The sequence below is a fragment of the Actinacidiphila rubida genome (assembly GCF_900110255.1).
GTDB lineage: Bacteria > Actinomycetota > Actinomycetes > Streptomycetales > Streptomycetaceae > Actinacidiphila > Actinacidiphila rubida.
In genome coordinates this window covers 169,435-190,547 of record NZ_FODD01000015.1, presented here as the reverse complement: position 1 = coordinate 190,547, position 21,113 = coordinate 169,435, and the positions used below count along the sequence as shown (strand labels likewise).

At 72.6% G+C, this 21,113-nt stretch carries 17 protein-coding genes and 1 rRNA gene; 7 read left to right on the top strand and 11 right to left on the bottom strand.

Translation table 11 applies throughout. The features are described from left to right. The 4 genes from BMW99_RS17080 to thyX all read right to left on the bottom strand — a co-directional run. Positions 1-60, bottom strand: a 16S ribosomal RNA gene (locus tag BMW99_RS17080); the annotation flags it as partial. A 428-nt stretch (positions 61-488) separates the two neighbouring features. Further along, positions 489-2,174: a ribonuclease J gene (locus tag BMW99_RS17070; RefSeq protein ID WP_069461860.1), complete on the bottom strand. Its 1,686-nt coding sequence runs from the start codon at positions 2,172-2,174 to the stop codon at positions 489-491. Positions 2,175-2,298: 124 nt separating this feature from the next. After that, positions 2,299-3,198: a 4-hydroxy-tetrahydrodipicolinate synthase gene (gene dapA, locus BMW99_RS17065; protein WP_069461859.1), complete on the bottom strand. Its 900-nt coding sequence runs from the start codon at positions 3,196-3,198 to the stop codon at positions 2,299-2,301. A 162-nt stretch (positions 3,199-3,360) separates the two neighbouring features. Then, a complete protein-coding gene (thyX, locus tag BMW99_RS17060) occupies positions 3,361-4,095 on the bottom strand; it encodes an FAD-dependent thymidylate synthase (protein ID WP_069461861.1) in 735 nt (244 codons plus the stop codon). A gap of 236 nt (positions 4,096-4,331) precedes the next feature. Between thyX and BMW99_RS17055 the strand changes: the two genes are divergently transcribed. Then, positions 4,332-4,817 carry a hypothetical protein gene (locus tag BMW99_RS17055; protein WP_107451400.1) on the top strand — a complete coding sequence of 162 codons (486 nt, stop codon included), beginning with the start codon at positions 4,332-4,334 and terminating at the stop codon, positions 4,815-4,817. Positions 4,818-4,843: 26 nt separating this feature from the next. Here BMW99_RS17055 and BMW99_RS17050 read toward each other — a convergent pair whose 3' ends face one another. The 6 genes from BMW99_RS17050 to BMW99_RS17025 form a co-directional block, all read right to left on the bottom strand. Beyond that, complete coding sequence (locus BMW99_RS17050) at positions 4,844-5,296, bottom strand: tetratricopeptide repeat protein (RefSeq protein WP_069461857.1); 453 nt, start codon at positions 5,294-5,296, stop codon at positions 4,844-4,846. Between the two features lie 4 nt (positions 5,297-5,300). Beyond that, positions 5,301-6,071: a 4-hydroxy-tetrahydrodipicolinate reductase gene (gene dapB, locus BMW99_RS17045; RefSeq protein WP_069461856.1), complete on the bottom strand. Its 771-nt coding sequence runs from the start codon at positions 6,069-6,071 to the stop codon at positions 5,301-5,303. A gap of 89 nt (positions 6,072-6,160) precedes the next feature. Continuing rightward, entirely contained in the window at positions 6,161-7,552 is a 1,392-nt protein-coding gene (locus BMW99_RS17040) for a M16 family metallopeptidase (protein ID WP_075017062.1), read from the bottom strand. Beyond that, the gene (locus BMW99_RS17035) at positions 7,549-9,774 is read right to left on the bottom strand and encodes a polyribonucleotide nucleotidyltransferase (protein ID WP_069465810.1); all 2,226 of its coding nucleotides are present in this window, start codon (positions 9,772-9,774) and stop codon (positions 7,549-7,551) included. Before BMW99_RS17035 ends, BMW99_RS17040 begins: the two co-directional genes overlap by 4 nt. Positions 9,775-10,116: 342 nt before the next feature. Beyond that, positions 10,117-10,404: a 30S ribosomal protein S15 gene (rpsO, locus tag BMW99_RS17030; RefSeq protein WP_033173003.1), complete on the bottom strand. Its 288-nt coding sequence runs from the start codon at positions 10,402-10,404 to the stop codon at positions 10,117-10,119. Positions 10,405-10,531: 127 nt separating this feature from the next. Beyond that, positions 10,532-11,104: a chloramphenicol phosphotransferase CPT family protein gene (locus tag BMW99_RS17025; RefSeq protein ID WP_069465811.1), complete on the bottom strand. Its 573-nt coding sequence runs from the start codon at positions 11,102-11,104 to the stop codon at positions 10,532-10,534. A gap of 1,026 nt (positions 11,105-12,130) precedes the next feature. Here BMW99_RS17025 and BMW99_RS17020 point away from each other — a divergent pair. From BMW99_RS17020 to BMW99_RS16995, 6 genes are all read left to right on the top strand, one after another. Further along, the gene (locus BMW99_RS17020) at positions 12,131-14,902 is read left to right on the top strand and encodes an AAA family ATPase (protein ID WP_107485376.1); all 2,772 of its coding nucleotides are present in this window, start codon (positions 12,131-12,133) and stop codon (positions 14,900-14,902) included. A 282-nt stretch (positions 14,903-15,184) separates the two neighbouring features. Next, positions 15,185-16,114, top strand: a complete 930-nt coding sequence (locus tag BMW99_RS17015) for an ATP-binding cassette domain-containing protein (RefSeq protein ID WP_069463844.1) — start codon at positions 15,185-15,187, stop codon at positions 16,112-16,114. After that, entirely contained in the window at positions 16,111-16,950 is an 840-nt protein-coding gene (locus BMW99_RS17010; protein WP_069463843.1) for an ABC-2 transporter permease, read from the top strand. The genes BMW99_RS17015 and BMW99_RS17010 overlap by 4 nt, the downstream gene beginning before the upstream one ends. Before the next feature lie 115 nt (positions 16,951-17,065). After that, complete coding sequence (locus tag BMW99_RS17005; protein ID WP_245791497.1) at positions 17,066-18,439, top strand: sensor histidine kinase; 1,374 nt, start codon at positions 17,066-17,068, stop codon at positions 18,437-18,439. Further along, positions 18,436-19,143, top strand: coding sequence for a response regulator (locus BMW99_RS17000; protein WP_256090278.1), 708 nt, complete (start codon positions 18,436-18,438; stop codon positions 19,141-19,143). Before BMW99_RS17005 ends, BMW99_RS17000 begins: the two co-directional genes overlap by 4 nt. Positions 19,144-19,208: 65 nt before the next feature. Then, positions 19,209-19,772: a DinB family protein gene (locus BMW99_RS16995; protein ID WP_069463842.1), complete on the top strand. Its 564-nt coding sequence runs from the start codon at positions 19,209-19,211 to the stop codon at positions 19,770-19,772. 115 nt (positions 19,773-19,887) lie between these two features. Here BMW99_RS16995 and BMW99_RS16990 read toward each other — a convergent pair whose 3' ends face one another. After that, the gene (locus tag BMW99_RS16990) at positions 19,888-20,844 is read right to left on the bottom strand and encodes a bifunctional riboflavin kinase/FAD synthetase (RefSeq protein ID WP_069463845.1); all 957 of its coding nucleotides are present in this window, start codon (positions 20,842-20,844) and stop codon (positions 19,888-19,890) included. Between the last annotated feature and the right edge of the window lie 269 nt (positions 20,845-21,113).

Below are 21,113 nucleotides of genomic sequence, written 5' to 3'. Positions count from 1 at the left end.
TTGCATGTGTTAAGCACGCCGCCAGCGTTCGTCCTGAGCCAGGATCAAACTCTCCGTGAATGCTTCCGGGCTATCCCGGCAACACACGAAAGAGCGGGACGATCGGAGGAATAATCCGACCGCCCACAGCGTCCTCGCTGTGTCTTGCCTTCCCGCTACAGGAAGGACTTTTCAAAGGAACCACATCCACCACGGCGAACCGTGAGGGACGGGGTATCAACATATCTGGCGTTGACTTTTGGCACGCTGTTGAGTTCTCAAGGAACGGACGCTTCCTTCGGTTCCCTTTCGGGCCCCTCCGGGCTTTCCCTTCGTTGTGTTCCAACCTTAGCAGATGCTTTCCGGTCGGAATTACCAGCCCCTTTGCCGGTAAAGGCTCCGAGACGCACGATTCCGCTGTCTCGTCGAGGCGGTTGTGCCAACGTACTGGAGCGGGCCGCCGGATGCAAATCCGGCGGCCCGCTCCCTGCGCGTGTCTTGACGATGCGTCAGACCTCGACCACGACCGGCAGGATCATCGGGCGCCTGCGGTACGTGTCGGACACCCACTTGCCGACGGTGCGGCGGATGAGCTGCTGGATCTGACGGGTCTCCAGGACGCCGTCGGAGGCGGAACGGGACAGTCCCTCCTCGATCTTGGGAATGACGGCGGCGAACGCCTCGTCGTCGATTCCCGAGCCGCGGGCATGGATGTTCGGCCCGCCGACGAGCTTTCCCGTACTGCTGTCGACCACGACGAAGACGGAGACGATGCCTTCCTCGCCGAGGATGCGACGGTCCTTCAGGGAGGACTCGGTGATGTCGCCGACGGAGAGCCCGTCGACGTAGACGTAACCGGCCTGGACCTTGCCGACGATCTTGGCCACCCCGTCCACGAGGTCGACGGCGACGCCGTCCTCCGCGATCACGCAGCGGTCCTTGGGGATTCCCGTGAGCTGGCCGAGTTCCGCGTTGGCCCGCAGGTGCCGCCATTCGCCGTGGATCGGCATGAGGTTGCGCGGCTTGCAGATGTTGTAGAAGTACAGGAGTTCGCCGGCCGAGGCGTGGCCCGAGACGTGCACCTTGGCGTTGCCCTTGTGCACGACGTTGGCGCCCCAGCGGGTGAGCCCGTTGATGACGCGGTAGACCGCGTTCTCGTTTCCGGGGATCAGCGACGAGGCGAGGATGACGGTGTCGCCCTCGACGATGCGGATCTGGTGCTCGCGGTTGGCCATCCGGGAGAGCGCGGCCATCGGCTCGCCCTGGGACCCGGTGCAGACCAGCACGACCTTCTCGTCGGGCAGGTCGTCGAGCACCTTCACGTCGACGATGAGGTCGCCGGGGACCTTGAGGTAGCCGAGGTCCCGGGCGATGCCCATGTTCCTGACCATGGAGCGGCCGACGAAGGCGACCTTGCGGCCGTGCTCGTACGCGGCGTCCAGGACCTGCTGGATGCGGTGCACGTGGCTGGCGAAGCTGGCCACGATGATCCGCTTGTCGGCGCGGTCGAAGGTCTGCCGCAGCACCTGCGAGATGTCGCGCTCCGGCGGGACGAACCCGGGGACCTCGGCGTTGGTGGAGTCGGAGAGCAGCAGATCGATGCCCTCCTCCCCCAGGCGCGCGAAGGTCGGCAGGTCGGTGAGCCGGCCGTCCAGCGGCAGCTGGTCCATCTTGAAGTCGCCGGTGACGACGACCATGCCCGCCGGGGTGCGGATGGCGACGGCCAGCGCGTCGGGGATGGAGTGGTTGACGGCGACGAACTCGCAGTCGAAGGGGCCGATCCGTTCCCGGTCGCCTTCCTTGACCTCGAGGGCGTACGGCCGGATGCGGTGCTCCTGGAGCTTGGCCTCGATCAGGGCGAGGGTCAGCTTGGAGCCGATGAGGGGGATGTCCTCCTTCTCGCGGAGGAGGAAGGGCACGGCGCCGATGTGGTCCTCGTGGCCGTGGGTCAGGATGATGCCCACCACGTCGTCGAGGCGATCCCGGATGGAACTGAAGTCCGGCAGGATCAGGTCGACACCGGGCTGCTCCTCCTCGGGGAAGAGGACGCCGCAGTCGACGATCAGCAGCTTGCCGTCGAATTCGAAGACGGTCATGTTACGGCCGATCTCGCCGAGGCCGCCGAGCGGGGTGATGCGCAGACCACCCTCGGTCAGTGCCGGCGGGGGGCCCAGTTCAGGGTGCGGATGACTCAAAAGGTTCTCCCTACCGTGCGCGCCACGAGGCCCTTCCCGGGGCTTTCGCGCACACGGCTCGTTCTTCTTCGGACGTCGTCGGTGTTCTTCGGTAATCAGGCGTATTCAGTTGTGAAGTCTGTGTTCACAGGTGTACCCCGCCGGCGGCGAGATCCTTCCTGAGCTGCTCGGTTTCCGCGTCGGTCAGGCCGACCAGGGGCAGCCGCAGGGGTCCGGCCGGCAGTCCGCGCAGCGCGAGGGCGGTCTTCGTGGTGACGACGCCCTGGGCGCGGAACATGCCGGTGAACACCGGGAGCAGCTGCTGGTGGATCTCGGCGGCCTTGTGCACGTCCCCGCCGGTGTAGGCCTCCAGGAGGGCCCGCAGCTCGGGGGTGACGAGGTGGGCGACGACGGAGACGAAGCCGGTGGCGCCGATCGACAGGAGCGGCAGGTTCAGCATGTCGTCGCCGGAGTACCAGGCCAGGCCGCTGCGGCCGAGCGCCCAGGAGGCGGCGCCGAGGTCGCCCTTGGCGTCCTTGTTGGCGACGATCCGGGGGTGCTCGGCGAGCCGGACGAGGGTCTCGGTGTCGACGGGGACGCCGCTGCGGCCGGGGATGTCGTAGAGCATGACCGGCAGGCCCGTGCTGCCGGCGATGGCCGTGAAGTGCCGGTACAGGCCCTCCTGGGAGGGCTTGCTGTAGTACGGCGTGACGGTGAGCAGGCCGTGCGCGCCGGCGGCCTCGGCCCGGCGGGCCAGCTCGACGCTGTGGGCGGTGTCGTTGGTGCCGACGCCCGCCACGACGTGGGCGCGGTCCCCGACGGCTTCGACCACGGCTCGGACGAGCTGGTCTTTCTCCTGGTCGCCGGTGGTGGGCGACTCCCCGGTGGTGCCGTTGACGACCAGACCGTCGTTGCCGGCGTCCACCAGGTACGCGGCCAGGCGCTGGGCGCCGTCGAGGTCGAGCGCGCCGTCCGCGGTGAACGGCGTGACCATTGCGGTCAGGACCCGCCCGAAGGGGGCCTTGGGGGTGGAGGTCGGAGCCATGCCCCCACGGTACTGGGTGGGCCCGTCACGGTGCAGCCGCGGGACCTGCGAAGGAAGGACTCCGGCGCTGCCTGCTCGGGGGTTCAAGCAACGCCGGAGTCCGTTTCTGCAGCCTAGATGAACTTCACGAATGCCTGCAATCTGAACACTTCGGACATTTTCCTAGGGGGCGACTCGGCCGTTCGCGTTGAACGCCGCGTGCGTCAGGGGCATCAGCTGCGTCCACAGCGCCTCCATGCGCTCGCCGACCATCTCGATCTCCCGCTGCGGGAAGGACGCGACCTTCGCCAGTTCGTGCTGGGTGCGCAGGCCCAGGAAGTGCATCAGCGAGCGGGCGTTGCAGGTGGCGTACATCGACGAGTACAGGCCCACCGGAAGGGTCGCCCGGGCCACCTCGCGGGCCACGCCGGCGGCCAGCATCTGCTGGTAGGCGGCGTAGGACTGGGCGTACGACTCCTCCATGGCGGCGACCGTGGCCTTGTGCTGCTCGGGAGTCCCGTGCACGAACTCGTACTTGCCGGGCCGGCCCTGCTGGACGAGCTTGCGGTCCGTGCCGGGGACGTAGAAGACCGGCTCCAGCTCGCGGTACCGGCCGGACTCCTCGTTGTACGACCAGCCGACGCGGTGGCGCATGAACTCACGGAACACGAAGATCGGGGCGCTGATGAAGAAGGTCATCGAGTTGTGCTCGAAGGGGCTGCCGTGCCGGTCCCGCATCAGGTAGTTGATCAGGCCCTTGGACCGCTCGGGGTCCTTCGTCAGCTCCTCGAGCGACTGCTCGCCCGCCGTCGAGACCCGGGCCGCCCACAGGACGTCGGAGTCCGAGGCGCTGTGCTTGACCAGTTCGACGGTGACGTCGTCGCGGAAGCGGACGGGGACGGTGGTCCCGGTGGGCAGATCGGTCGACACCGGAGGTCCTTCCTGTTGGCTGCGGACCAGCCTAGAGGCTGGCTCGGACAGCGAATCGCAGCCGACCGGCCGTCCCGGAGGTTGGCCGTCGTGCTCGCGGCGGCTAGCCTCACCCAGAGCCCCGCCCCCGCCCGAACCTGATGAGGATTCGCCGCGTGTCCCAGCCGCACAGCTCCACCACCGTCCTCGCCCCCGAGTACACCGAGTACGAGGGCGGCCGTCCGCTGCCGCACGCCGCCAAGGACGGCTGGATGCGCCCGTACCGGCCGGGCCCGTGGCGGGTCGGCGTCGCCGCACTGGCCCTGATGCTGGCGTCGTACCTGATGTTCGCCGCGCTGATCATGGTCGCGGCCGGCAGCGTCCAGGGCGCCGGGCTGTGCCTGGGGCTGGCGCTCGCGGTGATCGCGGCCACACTGCGGCTGCTGCGGATGGGCGTGTGGATCAGCGGCAAGGGCCTGCGCCAGGTGGCCTTCTTCGCGACCGTGACGGTGCCGTGGCGCCAGGTCGCGGGCGTGCGCACCGCGCAGCAGCCGGTGAAGGTGCTGGGCACGCCCAGGACCGTGCAGGGCCAGGCGCTGCTCATCACGCGGCGCGGCGGCGAGACGCTGCGGCCGCTGATGACCGACCACAACGCGGACTTCCTGGGACGCGTCGAGGCGTTCGACATCGCCGCCGACGCCCTGGAGGGCTGGGCGACCGAGCTGAGCTGACGCCGCCGGCCCGCCGGCCACGGGCGTCAGCTGCCGGCGGGCTTCCCGTCGTGCAGGGCGATGGCCCGCTGCATGGCCTTGCGGGCCCGCGGCGTGTCACGCGCGTCGAAGTACGCGACGGCGAGCCGGAACCAGTTCCGCCAGTCCTCGGGCGCGGCCTCCGTCTCGGCCTGCCGCCTGGCGAACACCGCGTCGGCCGAGTCGCGGTCGATGCGGCCGCTGGGCGTGCGGACCAGCTCGTCGACGGGGAGGCCGCCCTCGGCCTCCAGTTCCCGCCCCAGCCGGCCCGCGTGCCGGGCGAACTGGGTGGTGTGCCAGAGGAACCAGGCACCGATCAGCGGCAGCACCAGCACGGCGACGCCGAACGCCACGGTGACCGGACGGCCGTCCGCGATGAGCAGCACGCCGCGGTCGCCGACCAGGACGAAGTAGAAGACCAGGACGATCGCGGAGACCGTGTAGCTGAGACGGGCGCGCACGGCGTCAGATCCCTTCCGTGCCGTCGGTGCCGGCCAGGTAGTGCTCCAGGCCGTAGGTGAGGCCGGGCACGGTGGGCACGGTCCGCACGGCGAGCAGGATGCCCGGCATGAAGCTGCTGTGGTGCAGCGAGTCGTGCCGGACGGTGAGGGTCTCGCCCGTGCCGCCGAACAGCACCTCCTGGTGGGCGAGCAGGCCGCGCAGCCGCACCGAGTGCACCGGCACGCCGTCGACGTCGGCGCCGCGCGCGCCCTGGAGGCCGTGCGTCGTCGGGTCCTGCTGGGGCGCGCGGCCAGCCTGGTGGCGGGCGGCCGCGATGAGCTGCGCGGTGCGGGTGGCGGTGCCGCTGGGCGCGTCGGCCTTGTTGTCGTGGTGGAGTTCGATCACCTCGACGGACTCGAACCAGCGGGCCGCCTGCTGGGCGAACCGCATGGTCAGCACGGCGCCGATGGAGAAGTTCGGGGCCACGAGCGCGCCGGTGCCCGGAACGGCGGCCAGCCAGCCCTCCAGGGCCGCCAGCCGCTCGGGCGTCCAGCCGGTCGTGCCGACCACCGCGTGGATGCCCTGGCCGACGACGTACTCCAGGTTGGACATGACGGCGTCGGGGTGCGTCAGGTCCACCGCGACCTGCACGCCGGCGTCGGTCAGGGCGTCGAGGCGGTCGTCGCGGTCGAGGGCCGCGACCAGCTCCAGGTCGTCGGCCGCCTCGACGGCGCGGACCGCCTCGGAGCCGATCCGGCCCTTGGCGCCGATGACGGCCACACGGAGGGTGCTCATCGTTTCGTGGTCCTTAGGTTCGTCCGGTCACGCGTCGGAGGGCGAGGGGCCGGGCGGGCGGCACGCGGGGCGCGCCGCCCGCCCGGGTGTCAGGCCAGGGCGTCGTGCAGGCGGGCCGCCTGCTTGTCCTTCACCGGCCCTATGACGGCCAGCGAGGGACGCTGCCCCAGTACATCGCGGGCCACCGCGCGCACCTCGTCCGGGGTGACGGCGGCGATCCTGGCGAGCAGGTCGTCGACCGACAGCTGCTCGCCCCAGCACAGCTCGCTCTTGCCGATGCGGTTCATCAGGGCGCCGGTGTCCTCCAGTCCGAGGACCGTGGAGCCCGACAACTGGCCGATGGCGCGGCGCAGTTCCTCGTCGTCCAGGCCGTGCTCGGCGACCTGCTGCAGTTCGTCGCGGCAGATCTTGAGCACCTCGGGCACCCGCCGCGGCTGGCATCCGGCGTACACGCCGAACATGCCGCAGTCGGCGTAGGCCGAGGTGTACGAGTACACGCTGTAGGCCAGGCCGCGCTTCTCGCGGACCTCCTGGAACAGCCGGGAGCTCATACCGCCGCCGAGAGCGGCGTTGAGCACGCTCAGCGCCCAGCGCCGGTCGTCGTTGCGGGCCAGGCCCGGCATGCCGAGGACCACGTGGGCCTGCTCGGTGCGCCGGTCGAGGATCTCGACGTTGCCGGCGGCCCGCAGGGTGCGCAGCCCGCCGCGCGGCGCCTGCGGCTCCGCCTCGGCGTCGCCGAGCGCACCGGCCCGTTCGAAGGCGCGCCTGACCTGGCGGACGACCGTGGCGTGGTCGATGTTGCCGGCGGCCGCCACGACGAGCCGGGTCGGGTCGTAGTGCTTGCGGTAGAAGCGGGCGACCTGGTCGCGGGTGAGCGCGTTGATGGTCTCGACGGTGCCCAGGACCGGGCGGCCCAGCGGCGAGTCGCCGAGCAGCGCGGTGGTGAACAGGTCGTGGACCTGGTCCCCCGGGTCGTCCTCGGTCATGGCGATCTCCTCCAGGACGACCCCGCGCTCGGCGTCGAGGTCCTCCTGGCGGATCAGCGACCCGGTGAGCATGTCGCTGACCACGTCGATGGCCAGCGGCAGATCGGTGTCGAGCACCCGCGCGTAGTAGCAGGTGTACTCCTTGGCGGTGAACGCGTTCATCTCGCCGCCGACCGCGTCGATCGCGGAGGAGATGTCGAGCGCGCTGCGCCGCTGGGTGCCCTTGAAGAGCAGGTGCTCCAGATAGTGGGTGGCGCCGTTGAGCGCCGGGGTCTCGTCACGTGAGCCGACGCCGGCCCAGATGCCGAAGGTGGCGGAGCGCACCGTGGGCAGGGTCTCGGTGACCACCCGCAGGCCGCCGGGCAGCACGCTGCGGCGGACGGTGCCGGTGCCGTCGGTGCCGGGCAGCAGGGTACGGGTCCGGGTGGCCCGCGTGCGGACGGCCCGCCCCTTGGTGGAGGGGCGGGCCGTCACTGCGGTGGAGCGGGTCGTCACTTGTCCGACTCGTCCTTCGCGTCGCCGTCCGCGGCGTCGTCCTCGCCCTCGATCACGGGGATCAGGGAGAGCTTGCCGCGCTGGTCGATCTCGGCGATCTCGACCTGCACCTTGGCGCCGACGCCGAGGACGTCCTCGACGTTCTCGACGCGCTTGCCGCCGGCGAGCTTGCGGATCTGCGAGATGTGCAGCAGACCGTCCTTGCCGGGCATCAGCGACACGAAGGCGCCGAAGGTGGTGGTCTTCACGACCGTGCCCAGGTAACGCTCGCCGACCTCGGGCATCGTCGGGTTGGCGATCTGGTTGATCACCGCGCGCGCCGCTTCGGCCTGGGAGCCCTCGGTGGCGCCGATCAGCACCGTGCCGTCGTCCTCGATGGAGATGTCGGCGCCGGTGTCCTCCTGGATCTGGTTGATCATCTTGCCCTTGGGGCCGATGACCTCACCGATCTTGTCCACCGGGATCTTGATGCTGATGATCCGCGGCGCGTTCGGGGACATCTCGTCCGGGGAGTCGATGGCCTCCATCATCACGTCGAGGATGTGCAGGCGGGCGTCGCGGGCCTGCTTGAGGGCCGCGGCGAGGACGGACGCCGGGATGCCGTCCAGCTTGGTGTCCAGCTGCAGGGCGGTCACGAAGTTCTTCGTGCCGGCGACCTTGAAGTCCATGTCGCCGAAGGCGTCCTCGGCACCGAGGATGTCGGTCAGCGCCACGTAGTGCGTCTCGCCCTCGATCTCCTGGGAGATCAGGCCCATGGCGATACCGGCGACCGGGGCCTTGAGCGGCACACCGGCGTTCAGCAGCGACATGGTGGAGGCGCAGACCGAGCCCATCGACGTGGAGCCGTTGGAGCCCAGCGCCTCGGAGACCTGGCGGATCGCGTAGGGGAACTCCTCGCGGGTCGGCAGGACCGGGAGCAGGGCGCGCTCGGCGAGCGCGCCGTGGCCGATCTCGCGGCGCTTGGGCGAGCCCACGCGGCCGGTCTCACCGACGGAGTACGGCGGGAAGTTGTAGTTGTGCATGTAGCGCTTGCGCGTCTCGGGCGCCAGCGTGTCGAGCTGCTGCTCCATCCGCAGCATGTTGAGGGTGGTGACGCCCAGGATCTGGGTCTCACCGCGCTCGAACAGCGCGGAACCGTGCACCCGCGGGATCGCCTCGACCTCGGCGGCCAGGGTGCGGATGTCGGTGACGCCGCGGCCGTCGATGCGGACCCGGTCGCGGATGACGCGCTGGCGGACCAGCTTCTTGGTCAGCGAGCGGTAGGCCGCGGAGATCTCCTTCTCGCGGCCCTCGAACTGCGGCAGCAGCTTCTCGGCGGCCAGGCCCTTGACCCGGTCCAGCTCGGCCTCGCGGGCCTGCTTGCCGGGGATGGTCAGCGCCTGCGCCAGCTCGTCGGTGACCGCGGCCTCGAGGGCCTCGAACACGTCGTCCTCGTACTCGAGGAAGATCGGGAACTCGGCGGTCGGCTTGGCGGCCTTGGCGGCCAGCTCGGACTGCGCCTTGCACAGCACCTTGATGAACGGCTTCGACGCCTCCAGACCGGCGGCGACGACCTCCTCGGTCGGCGCCTCGGCGCCGCCCTCGACCAGCGTGATGGTCTTGTCGGTGGCCTCAGCCTCGACCATCATGATCGCGACGTCGCCGTCCTCCAGCACGCGGCCCGCGACGACCATGTCGAAGACGGCGTCCTCGAGCTCGGTGTGCGTCGGGAAGGCCACCCACTGGCCCTTGACCAGCGCGACGCGGACGCCGCCGATCGGGCCGGAGAAGGGCAGGCCGGCCAGCTGCGTGGAGCAGGAGGCGGCGTTGATGGCGACCACGTCGTACAGGTGGTCGGGGTTGAGCGCCATGACCGTGCAGACGACCTGGATCTCGTTGCGCAGGCCCTTGACGAAGGACGGGCGCAGCGGGCGGTCGATCAGCCGGCAGGTGAGGATGGCGTCCTCGGACGGACGGCCCTCGCGGCGGAAGAAGGAGCCGGGGATCCGGCCGGCCGCGTACATGCGCTCCTCGACGTCCACCGTGAGGGGGAAGAAGTCGAAGTGCTCCTTGGGCTGCTTCGAGGCGCTGGTGGCCGACAGCACCATGGTGTCGTCGTCCAGGTAGGCCACCGCGGAACCGGCGGCCTGGCGGGCCAGCCGGCCGGTCTCGAAGCGGACGGTGCGAGTGCCGAAGGTGCCGTTGTCGATCACGGCCTCGGCGTAGTGGGTCTCGTTCTCCACTATGGGGATTCTCCTCGTCCATGCCCCCAGGGCGTGTCCCTGCGGGCCATCGGCGGAGGGGCGTCCTGCCGGTGCCGGTCTTCGATCGAAGCCACCGGGGGTTGACCACCCGGGGGCCACTACCGAGGACCGGCGTATGCGGCGGATAGGAGGACGCTCCTCCTCATTCGTTCTCAACGGCACCATTGCACCAGACGACGAAGGGATCTCGCACGTCCTGTGCACAGTCCGTCGCCAAGCACTTACTGTGCCGGTTCCTCCTGTGCATATGTGCCGGATCGTCCGGCGCATATGCGAAAGGGAGCGGCCCCGCCGAGACGGGCACCGCTCCCCTCAAGCGTCCTAGCGAACGCCCGCCGCGCCGGCACGGATGCCGAGGCGCTCGCGGAGCTCACGGAAGCGCGTGATGTCCTTCTTGGCCAGGTACTGCAGCAGACGGCGGCGCTGGCCGACCAGGATCAGCAGACCACGACGGCTGTGGTGGTCGTGCTTGTGCGTCTTGAGGTGCTCGGTCAGGTCCGAGATACGGCGCGACAGGAGCGCGACCTGGACCTCGGGGGAGCCGGTGTCGCCCTCCTTGGTGCCGAACTCGGCGATGATCTGCTTCTTCGTCTCGACGTCGAGCGACATACGGACTCCTCAGGGTTTCAGGGCCTGCGAGCGCCCCCGGTCTTCATCGCGGGGGAATCTCAGGTGACTCGCCAGGCATGCGGCCACGTGTGACCGTCACCCAGAGTACCAGCCTGTGGCGAGGCCCTTACCCACCGGTCACCTGGGCCGCCCGCAGGCGGGCGAAGGCGGTCGGCGCCTCGCCGCGGGCGACCGCGCCCTCCACGTGTGCCTTGATCCGCTCGGCGCAGGCGCGGGGCGAGTCGGCGCCCGAGTCGCACTCGACGTCGTAGACGCCGTGCGCGTGCACCCGCGCGTACTGGTGGGCCGCCAGGCCCGGCGGGCGGTCGCCGCGCTCCCGCTCGCGCCGCTCCAGTTCGGGGAGCGGGCAGTGCACGCCGACGAGGAACACGTCGAACGCGGCGAGCACGTCCAGGCAGTCGGCGAGCCGCCACGGCTCGCTGAGCACGTGGTCCATCACGAGGTCGTTGCCCGCGGCCGCCATGCCGGCGACGGCCCGGTGGTACCCCATGCGGGTTCGCCGCAGGATGCCGTCGAGCGCGTCGGGGGCGACCTCCCGGCGCGCGCGCAGCGCACCGATCCCGTCGACGGCGAGGTGGAACCAGGGGTCGCCGTCGAGGATCGCGAGCAGTTCGCGGGCGATGGCCGATTTGCCCGAACTGCTCGTTCCGTTCAGGAAGATGATCCGCCCGTCGCGCATACCCGGACCGTACCAACGCGCTCGTGACGTCCGTGGGGCGGGAGTTGGGTGGTGAGGCGGGACAAAGGCGGGTACGGGCCTGGGGAACGGGGCGCCCGTCACGCGGGACGGGCCTGACACCGGCCGGCTACCGGCGATTAGTCTTTCCCTGAACGGGGAGGGGGAATCGGCCATGGGGTGCAGGGGAACGGGCGCCGCCGGACGGTTTACCGCAAGTCATCAGGAGGCATTGTGAGCAGCGATCGGGACGAGAACCGCGTGGGCGGGCCCGCCCCTGTCGAGGACTCGTCGGAGTCGGACTACACGGGCGAGTTCAGTCTCGGACCGCGGCTCCCCGCCTGGTACATGCAGGATTCCAGCGGTGGTTCGAGCCGCCCGGACGACACGGACGACGCCACCGACACGAACGACACTGATGACACGGACGGCGTCGCGGACGATGTCGCGGGGCGGGAACCGGAATCGAGCGGATCCCCGGCCCGAGGAGCGGCGGGACACGGGCGGGACGCGGCGCAGGAGTCGCACGACCCGCGGGACGCGGCGCCCCGTGACCGCGGGGGCCCGGCCGGAGGCGGCGTGTCCGCGTCGCCCGGTTCGTGGTCGGCGTCCTCGGTCCCGCTGATCCCGCAGCCGACGACCAGCCCGGAGCCCGACCAGGCCGACGACGAGCCGGCACCGTCGGTGCCGTCGGCGTCGTCGGTGCCGCTCATCCCGCAGCCCACGTCGCCGGAGTCCGGCGGCTCCCGGACCGGGGGCTCGGACGACGAGCCGGCGTGGTCGGTCTCGTCCGTCCCGGTCATCCCGCGGCCCACGTCGGCGGAACCGGACGCGGCGGCGGAAGCGGAATCCGGTGACGACGCGGACGCGCTCGGCGCGAAGGGGTCTGCGGGGCCCGGTTCGCCTGCCGCGTCGGCGAGTTCGGGACCGGGCGCGGCCGGCTCCCCCGGGGGCTGGGGTCCCGTCCCGACCGGCGGCGCGCAGGACGCGCCGCGCCCCGACGCGACGCTGCGGTTCTCCGCCGAGGCGATGCGCCGCCAGATCGAGGAGCGCGCGGGCGAGAGGCTCCCCGAGCGCGACGAAGTGGAACCGGCGGACACGCCGGGCACGTCGGACACAGCGGGCACGCCGGGAAGCGCGGCGCACGCCGTGAAGGCGTCGGAGCCGGAGGCGGAGGCGGACAAGGTGGAGGACGCGAAGCCGGCCGGCGAACGGCCCGAGCCCGACGACGCCAAGCCGGCCAAGCGCGCGCCGGTGTGGACGCCGCTGCCGCAGCCGCCGGACGCCAAGCCGTGGGCGCCGGGGCCGCCGCAGGGACCCGTTCCGCCGCTGCCGCCGAGCTACCAGCGTGCGGACGCGCCGATGCACCCGGGCGGCCCCAACCCGCCCGCCCCGCAGGCCGGTCAGCCCTTCCCGCCGCGACCCGCCGAGCCCCAGGCACCGCTGCACCCCGGTGGGCCCAACCCGCCCGCGCCGGGCGCCGGTCAGGGTCTGGACTTCCCGCCGCCGACCGGGCAGCCCATGGCACCGGGCGGCTACGGCTACCCCCAGCCGCCCGCGCCGCAGTACCAGCCGCCGGTTCAGGCGGTACCCGGAGTGCCCGAACCGCCGCAGCCGGCACCGCAGCCGCCGCAGTCGCCTCAGCCGCCGCAGGGAACCGGCTACGGCTTCCCGCCGCCCGCCGCGCCCGAGCCGCAGGACGCCCGCCCCGCGCAGAGCGGCTACGGCTTCCCGCCGCCCGCGGCGCCGCAGGCACAGGACGACCGGCCGGGTGCGGCGGGCTACGGCTTCCCGCAACCTGCCGCGCCCCAGCCGCAGGACGCGCAGCCCGCACCGACCGGCTACGGCTTCCCGCCGCCCGCGGCGCCGCAGCCGCAGCCGCCGGTTCAGGCGATGCCGGGCGTACCCGAACCGCCGCAGCCCGCACCGCAGTTGCCGCAGGGAAGCGGCTACGGCTTCCCGCAGCCGGGCCAGCCCGGCCTGCCCCCTCAGCCGCCTGTGGCGCCCCAGCCCGGCGACGACCGGCTGCCGGCGCCCGCGCAGGGCTTCCCGCCCGCCGCGGGGCCCGCAGTCCCCGCGCCGCAGGCGCCGAGTCCCGTGCCGCCCACGGGACTTCCGCCGCAGCCCGGGCAGCCGGTGCACGCGGCCGTACCGCCGGCCCCTCAGTCGCCGCAGTTGCCCGGTCCGGCCGGACCGGGCGGCCCCGCCGTCGCCGGCCCGCAGGGCGGTGGCTACGGCTTCCCGCAGCCCGCGCAGCCGCAGGCCGAGCCCGGCCCGCTGCAGCCGCTGCCCGCGCAGGGCGGGTACGGCTTCCCGCCGCCGGGCCAGCCGGGGATGCCGGGCCAGCTCCCGCAGCCGGGGCAGGAGCAGCCGCCCGCGCCCGAGGGCTACGCCCCGCCGGTCGACCCGCGCACCGGCGGCTGGCCGACGGTGACCCCGGACCAGCGCCAGCGCTCCGCGCAGGGCGGCGCGCCCCTGGGCTACACCGCCGCGGTGGAGCTGTCCTCCGACCGCCTGCTGCGCAACCAGCCCAAGCCGAAGAAGCCGGGCGCGAACGCGCAGCCCTCGCGCTTCAAGATCGGCGGCAAGAAGGAGGAGGCGGAGCGGCAGCGCAAGCTGGAGCTGATCCGCACGCCGGTCCTGTCCTGCTACCGGATCGCGGTGATCAGCCTCAAGGGCGGCGTGGGCAAGACGACCACGACGACCGCGCTGGGCGCGATGCTCGCCAGCGAGCGGCAGGACAAGATCCTGGCGATCGACGCCAACCCGGACGCCGGCACCCTCGGCCGCCGGGTGCGCCGTGAGACGGGTGCGACGATCCGCGACCTGGTGCAGGCGATCCCGTTCCTCAACAGCTACATGGACATCCGGCGGTTCACCTCGCAGGCGCCGTCGGGCCTGGAGATCATCGCCAACGACGTGGACCCCGCGGTCTCGACCACCTTCAACGACGAGGACTACCGGCGGGCCATCGACGTGCTGGGCCGCCAGTACCCGGTGATCCTCACCGACTCCGGCACCGGCCTGCTGTACAGCGCCATGCGGGGCGTCCTGGACCTGGCCGACCAGCTGATCATCGTCTCGACGCCGTCGGTCGACGGCGCGTCCAGCGCCAGCACCACGCTGGACTGGCTGTCCGCGCACGGGTACGCCGACCTGGTCGCGCGCAGCATCACCGTCATCTCCGGGGTGCGCGAGACGGGCAAGATGATCCGGGTCGAGGACATCGTGGCGCACTTCCAGACGCGGTGCCGCGGCGTGCAGGTGATCCCGTTCGACGAGCACCTGGCGGCCGGTGCCGAGGTCGACCTGGACATGATGCGGCCGAAGACCCGCGAGGCGTACTTCAACCTGTCGGCGATGGTGGCCGAGGACTTCGTGCGCGCCCAGCAGGCCCAGGGCCTGTGGACGCAGGACGGGCTCAACCCGCCGCCGGTCCAGGCGCCGCCGATGCCCGGCCAGTACGGCGGGGCGCCCGGTCCGTACCCCGGTGCACCGGGTGTGCCTCAGCAGCCCGGTCCGCAGGGCGGCTACCCGGCTCCGGGCCAGGGCCAGGGGGTCCCCGGCCAGCCGGCCGGCCCGTACGCGCCGCAGCCCGGTCAGCCGTATCCGCCGCAGCCCGGCCAGCCGTACCCGGGGCAGCCCGGCCAGGCCGCGCCGTCGCCCGCGCTGCCGCCGGGGCAGGTGCCGCCCGGGCAGTACGGGGCGCCGCCGCAGGCGCAGCAGGGGTGGCCGCAGCAGCCGCAGGACCCGCAGCAGCAGGGGTACGGCTTCCCGCCGCCCCCGCCGCCGCAGCAGTAGGGCCGGTCGCTACGACCGCGGGGTGAGGGCCGCAACCACGCGGCCGTCACTCTGCGGCACTGGAGGGCCGGCAGGGCCTGCGCCGAGGGCCGCCGCACGGATCACCCGTGTGGCGGCCCTTGGTGCGTTCGGGTGAGCCGTACGACGACAGTCGTACACCGGGTGCGACCGGGGTGGCATGCGCTCGGGGGCGGAATCACTCTGTGGATCGTCGTGCGGACCCGGTTCCGGCAAGGACGATGGAGATCCACCGTCCATCGACGCACCATCCGAGGACCCCCCATGATCGAAGCCCACGGCCTGACCAAGCGCTACGGCGAGCGTGCCGCCGTGACCGACCTGAGTTTCACCGTCCGCCCTGGAGTGGTGACCGGCTTCCTCGGCCCGAACGGCGCCGGCAAGTCCACCACGATGCGCATGATCCTCGGCCTGGACGCTCCCACCTCGGGCAGCGTCACGGTGAACGGGAAGGCGTACGCCGCGCACCGGGCGCCGCTGCACGAGGTGGGGGCGATGCTGGAGGCGCGCGCGATCCACACCGGGCGGACCGCGTACAACCACCTGCTGGCGATGGCGGCCACCACCGGCATACCCCGCAGCCGGGTCGACGAGGTGGTCGACGTGGTGGGGCTGCGCCAGGTGGCCCGCAAGCGGGTGGGCGGGTTCTCGCTGGGCATGGGCCAGCGGCTCGGCATCGCGAGCGCCCTGCTCGGCGACCCGGCCACGCTGGTGCTGGACGAGCCGGTCAACGGGCTCGACCCCGAGGGCATCCTGTGGATCCGCACGCTGCTGAAGGACCTGGCGGCGGAGGGCCGCACGGTCCTGCTGTCCTCGCACCTGATGTCGGAGATGGCGCTGACCGCCGAGCACCTGATCGTCATCGGCCGCGGCCGCCTCATCGCGGACACCTCCGTCGAGGAGTTCGTCACCGGCGCGGCGGGGACGTCGGTCCGGGTCCGCACCGACGACGCGGACCAGCTGCGCAGGCTGCTCGCCGGACCGGACGTCTCGGTGGCGTCGGCGGAGCGCTCGGTGCTGGAGGTGACCGGGCTGAGCAGCGACCGGATCGGCCGGATCGCTGCGGACGCCGGCATCGCGCTGGCCGAACTCACTCCGCAGCAGGCGTCGTTGGAGGAGGCGTTCATGGAACTCACCCGTGACGCCGTGGAGTACCAGGCGCCGGTGCGCGAGAAGGAAGGACAGGCAGCATGACCACGACCACGATTCCGGTGGAGCCGGTCGCCCAGGCGCCGGCCCCCGCACCGCGCGGCCACGTCACCCAGATACGGGTGCTGTACTCGGAGTGGATCAAGCTCCGAACGCTGCGGTCCACGTTCTTCACGCTGCTCACCGCGATGGTGGCGCTCATCGGACTGGGCGCGCTGTTCTCGGAGTTCACCGCGAGCCACTGGGCGAGCATGCCCGCCGGTGAGCGGGCGCACTTCGACCCGGCGCAGACCAGCCTGCGCGGCTACTTCCTGGCGCAGCTGGCCGTCGGCGTCCTCGGCGTGCTGATGATCAGCGGCGAGTACGCGACGGGCATGATCCGCTCCACGCTGGCCGCGGTCCCCCGCCGGCTGCCCGTGCTGTGGGCGAAGTCCGCGCTGTTCGCGGCCGTGGTGTGGGTGCTGACGACGGCGAGCGCGCTCGTCGCGTTCCTGCTCGGCCAGGCCCTGATGTCGTCCCACCACCTCGGCGTGTCGCTCGGCGACCCGGGCGTGCTGCGCGTGGTGCTGGGCACCGGCCTGTACCTGACGGTCGTCGGCCTGCTGGGCGTGGCCATCGGCGCGCTGATCCGCAACACGGCGGGCGGCATCGCCGCGCTGTTCGGCCTCCTGCTGATCATCCCGGTGCTGGGTGAGGCGCTGCCGTCGTCGTGGGGCAACCACGTCAACCAGTGGCTGCCGAGCAACGCCGGGCAGTCCCTGCTCACGCTGCACCACGAGGCGCACACCCTGCAGCCGTGGACCGGGTTCGCGGTGTTCTGCCTCTACGGCGTCGTGGCCCTGGCGGGCGCGGCGTTCCTGCTGAAGCGGCGCGACGCGTGACGTCCGCGACACGGAGGGCCCCGGGGACGGAGTGCCGTCCCGGGGGCCCGGGCCGGTGAGACGGCCCCTGTCCGGGGTGCTTCCCCCGGGCCCGAGGACCGAGGCGGCCGCCGGTGTGACCGGCGGCCGCCCGGTCGTGCCCGCGGGGCCCGCGGACGGCGCGAGCCCGGAGCCGGTGGCCGGGGTGCCCGCGCCCTCCTCGGATCGCGCGGACCGCGTGGCGACGCGCAGCCCGGCGGCGGACGGCGCGGCGACGGAAGGCCCGGTGGCTCTCGCGCTGGCCTCGGCGGCGCTGACGGCGGTCCTGGCGCGTGTCACCGGGCTGAGGGCGCGGCGCGAACTGGCGCTGTCGCCCTGGGTGGTGGACCTGTGCTTCGCCGCGGGCCTCTTCCTCGTGCTCGGCGGCCTCTCCCATGTCGCGATCCGCTCGCAGCCGGTGGCGGTGCTGACGGTGCAGACCGGGCTGGTGCTGCCGCTGGTGTGGCGGCGCCGGGCACCGCTGGTGGTGTTCGGCTGCGTGTCCGCGGCCGCCCTCGGGCAGTGGGTGGCGGACCTGCGGGTCCCCGCCGACGTGACGCTGCTGATCGCCCTGTACACGGTGGCCGCCAACCGCGACCGGCGTCGGGCTCTGGCCGCGTTCGCGGTGCTGGAGGGCGGCATCCTGCTGGCGGCGCTGCGCTGGTCGGGAACCGAACGCCATGTGGGGATGTTCGTCTCGCTGTCGGCGATGGCGATCGCGGCACTGGTCATCGGCTCCAACATGCGCGGCCGCCGCGAGCGGATGGCGTTCCTGGAGGACCGGGCGGTGCGTCTGGAACGCGAGCGCGACCAGCAGGCGCTGCTCGCGGTCGCCGGTGAACGGGCCCGGATCGCACGGGAGATGCACGACATCGTCACCCACAACCTGTCGGTGATGGTCGCGCTGGCCGACGGCGCGGTGTTCGCGCAGCCGAGCGCCCCGGAGCGGGCGACCGCGGCGATGCGGCAGGTGGGCGTCACCGGGCGCCAGGCGATCACCGACATGCGGCGTTTCCTGGGTGTGCTGCGGGCCGACGAGCCGGACGCGCTGCGCCATCCGCAGCCGGGCATCGGGCAGTTGGAGGGTCTGGCCGGCCAGGTGCGGGCAGCGGGGCTGCCGACCCGGCTGCACATCGCCGGCGAGCCGTCGCTGGTCCCCGTCGCGGCGCAGCTGACCGCCTACCGCCTGGTGCAGGAGGCCCTGACCAACACCCTCAAGCACGCGCCGGCCGGCACCCGTGCGGAGGTCCGGGTGGCGTGCACGGCCGCCGAGGTGACACTGTCGGTGTCCGACGACGGCAACGGCACGGTGCCGTCCGCCCCGGACCCGGTGGCGGCGTCGGGGCACGGGCTGTCCGGGATGCGGGAGCGGGCGGCGGCGTACGGCGGCCGGCTGACCGCGGGGCCGCGCCCCGGCGGCGGCTGGCGCGTGTCGGCCGTACTGGACCTGACCACCCCGGAGGCGGTGTGAACGACGAGGCGGGGCCCGCGCGGCCCGCGGACGAGCCGATCCGGGTGCTGCTCGTGGACGACGAGCCGCTGCTGCGGATGGCCTTCACGATGGTGCTGGACGCCCAGTCCGACATGCGGGTGGTCGGCGAGGCCGGGGACGGCGCGGAGGCGGTCCGGCTGGCCGGCGACCGCAGTCCCGACGTGGTGCTGATGGACGTGCGGATGCCCGGCACCGACGGCATCGAGGCGACCGGCCGCATCATCGCCTCGTGCCCGCGGTCGCGGGTGCTGATCCTCACCACGTTCGACCTGGACGAGTACGCCTTCGCCGGCCTGAAGGCGGGTGCGTCCGGGTTCCTGCTGAAGAACGCCCGGCCCGAGGAGCTGCTCGGCGCGATCCGCGCGGTCGCGGGCGGGGACGCGGTGGTGGCACCGCGCATCACCCGGCGCCTGCTGGAACACTTCGCGCACCAGCTGCCCTCCCCCGCCACCGCCGACACCCCGGAGGCCGACGAGCGGCTGGCCCGGCTCACCGCGCGCGAGCGGGAGGTCCTGGTCGAGGTCGGACGCGGCCTGTCGAACACCGAGATCGCGGCCGGCCTGCACCTGGCGGAGGCGACGGTGAAGACGCACCTGAGCCGCATCCTGGTCAAGCTCGAACTGCGCGACCGGGTGCAGGCGGTCGTGTTCGCGTACGAGACGCGACTGGTCCGCCCCACCTGACCGGACCGGTGCGAACGGCGCGGCAGGCGCCCCCCGTTGTCGGTGCCGCCTGCGAGACTCGAGGCATGACGGACATGGGGCACGTACCGACCGGGCAGGCGTTCCAGCTCTCACCGACGTGGGCCGACGACGACCGTCCCGCGGTGCCGACCGTCGGCGGGGAGCGGGAGATCCTGACCGCGTTCCTGGACTGGCACCGCGCCACGTTCGAGCTCAAGTGCCGTGGCCTGGCGGACGCCCAGATGTCGCGGCGGGTCCTTCCCCCGTCGGGGCTGAGCCTGCACGGTCTGGTGCGGCACCTGGCCGGGGCGGAGCGCTGGTGGTTCCGCATCCAGTTCGCCGGCGAGGACATCCCGATGCTCCACTACTCCGACGAGGAGCCGGACCAGGACTTCGACCGGCTGGACGGCGACGTGGCGGCGGCCTTCGCGGTGTGGCGGGCCGAGCGCGACCGGGCGAGGATCATCGTCGCCGAGGCGCCGTCGCTGGACACCACGTTCCGGTCCCGGGTCAGCGGCAAGCAGATGTCGCTGCGCTGGCTGCTGATCGACCTGATCGCCGAGTACGCCCGGCACAACGGGCACGCGGACCTGCTGCGCGAGCGGATCGACGGCGCGATCGGCCAGTGACGCCGGCCTTCGCCGCGCTCGGGGACGGGAGCGGCTGCGCCGGTGCGGTGGTGCGGGCTCGGCGACGCGGGACGGCGCCGGCGGTCGGCTCAGGCGGACCGCTCAATCGGACCGCTCAGGCAGTCGGCTCGGCCGCTTCGACGAGCTCGCGGGACCGCTTGACGTCGTCGGCCATCCGCTCCAGGAGCGCGTCGATGGTGTCGAACTTCTCCATGCCGCGCAGGTAGGCGAGGAAGTCGACGGCGACGTGCAGCCCGTACAGGTCCAGGCCGACGCGGTCGATGGCGTACGCCTCGACGGTGCGGGCCGTGCCGTCGAACGTGGGGTTGGTGCCGACGGAGATCGCCGCGGGCATCGCCTCGCCGTCGACGTGCAGCCAGCCCGCGTACACGCCGTCGGCGGGGATCGCCGTGTGCGGCAGCGTCTCGACGTTAGCCGTGGGGTAGCCGAGCTCCCGGCCGCGCTGCGCGCCGCGCACCACCACGCCCTCGACGCGGTGCGGGCGCCCGAGGACCTCGGCTGCGCCCTCGACGTCGCCCTCGGCCACCAGCCGCCGGGTCAGCGAGGAGGAGAACGGCTCGCCGCCGCCGGCCTCGCCGCGCACGAAGAGGTCGACGACCTCCAGGTCGTAGTCGTACTTCAGGCCGAGCGCGGACAGGAACTCGACGTCGCCCGCGGCCTTGTGGCCGAAGCGGAAGTTCGGGCCCTCGACCACGAGCTTGGCGTGCAGGCCCTCGACGAGGACGCTGCGGATGAACTCGCTCGGCGACAGCTTGGAGAACTCGCTGGTGAAGGGGAGGATCAGCAGGGCGTCGACGCCGAGCGCCTCGACCAGCTCGGCCCGCCGGTGGTGCGCGGACAGCAGCGGCGGGTGGGTGCCGGGCCGCACGACCTCACTCGGGTGCGGGTCGAAGGTCACGACGACCGCGGGCAGCCCGAGCTCGCGGGCCCGCTGCACGGCGCGCCCCATGATCAGCTGGTGGCCGCGGTGCACACCGTCGTACGAGCCGATGGTGACGACGCTGCGGCCCCAGTCACCGGGAACGTCCTCCAAGCCCCGCCAGCGCTGCACCTTGACGCTCCGCTTCTTCGCCGATTCACTCACTGCCGCTTCACCAGGACGACCGTCCTGCAGGGCCAAGCCTGCCATGCCGGGCCGCACCGGTGTCCATCGGCACGTCCCGGAAGCGGCCCCTGGCGCCCTCCGACCAGGCCCGGGCACGGCTCGCGACGGCGGAAGGCGGCGTGCCCGTGACCGGTGTCACAGGCCGGCCCGCGCCCCGCGCGGCACGTCGAACGCCCTGCTCGCACCCGCGACGGGACGGGAACCGGCTCCCCTGC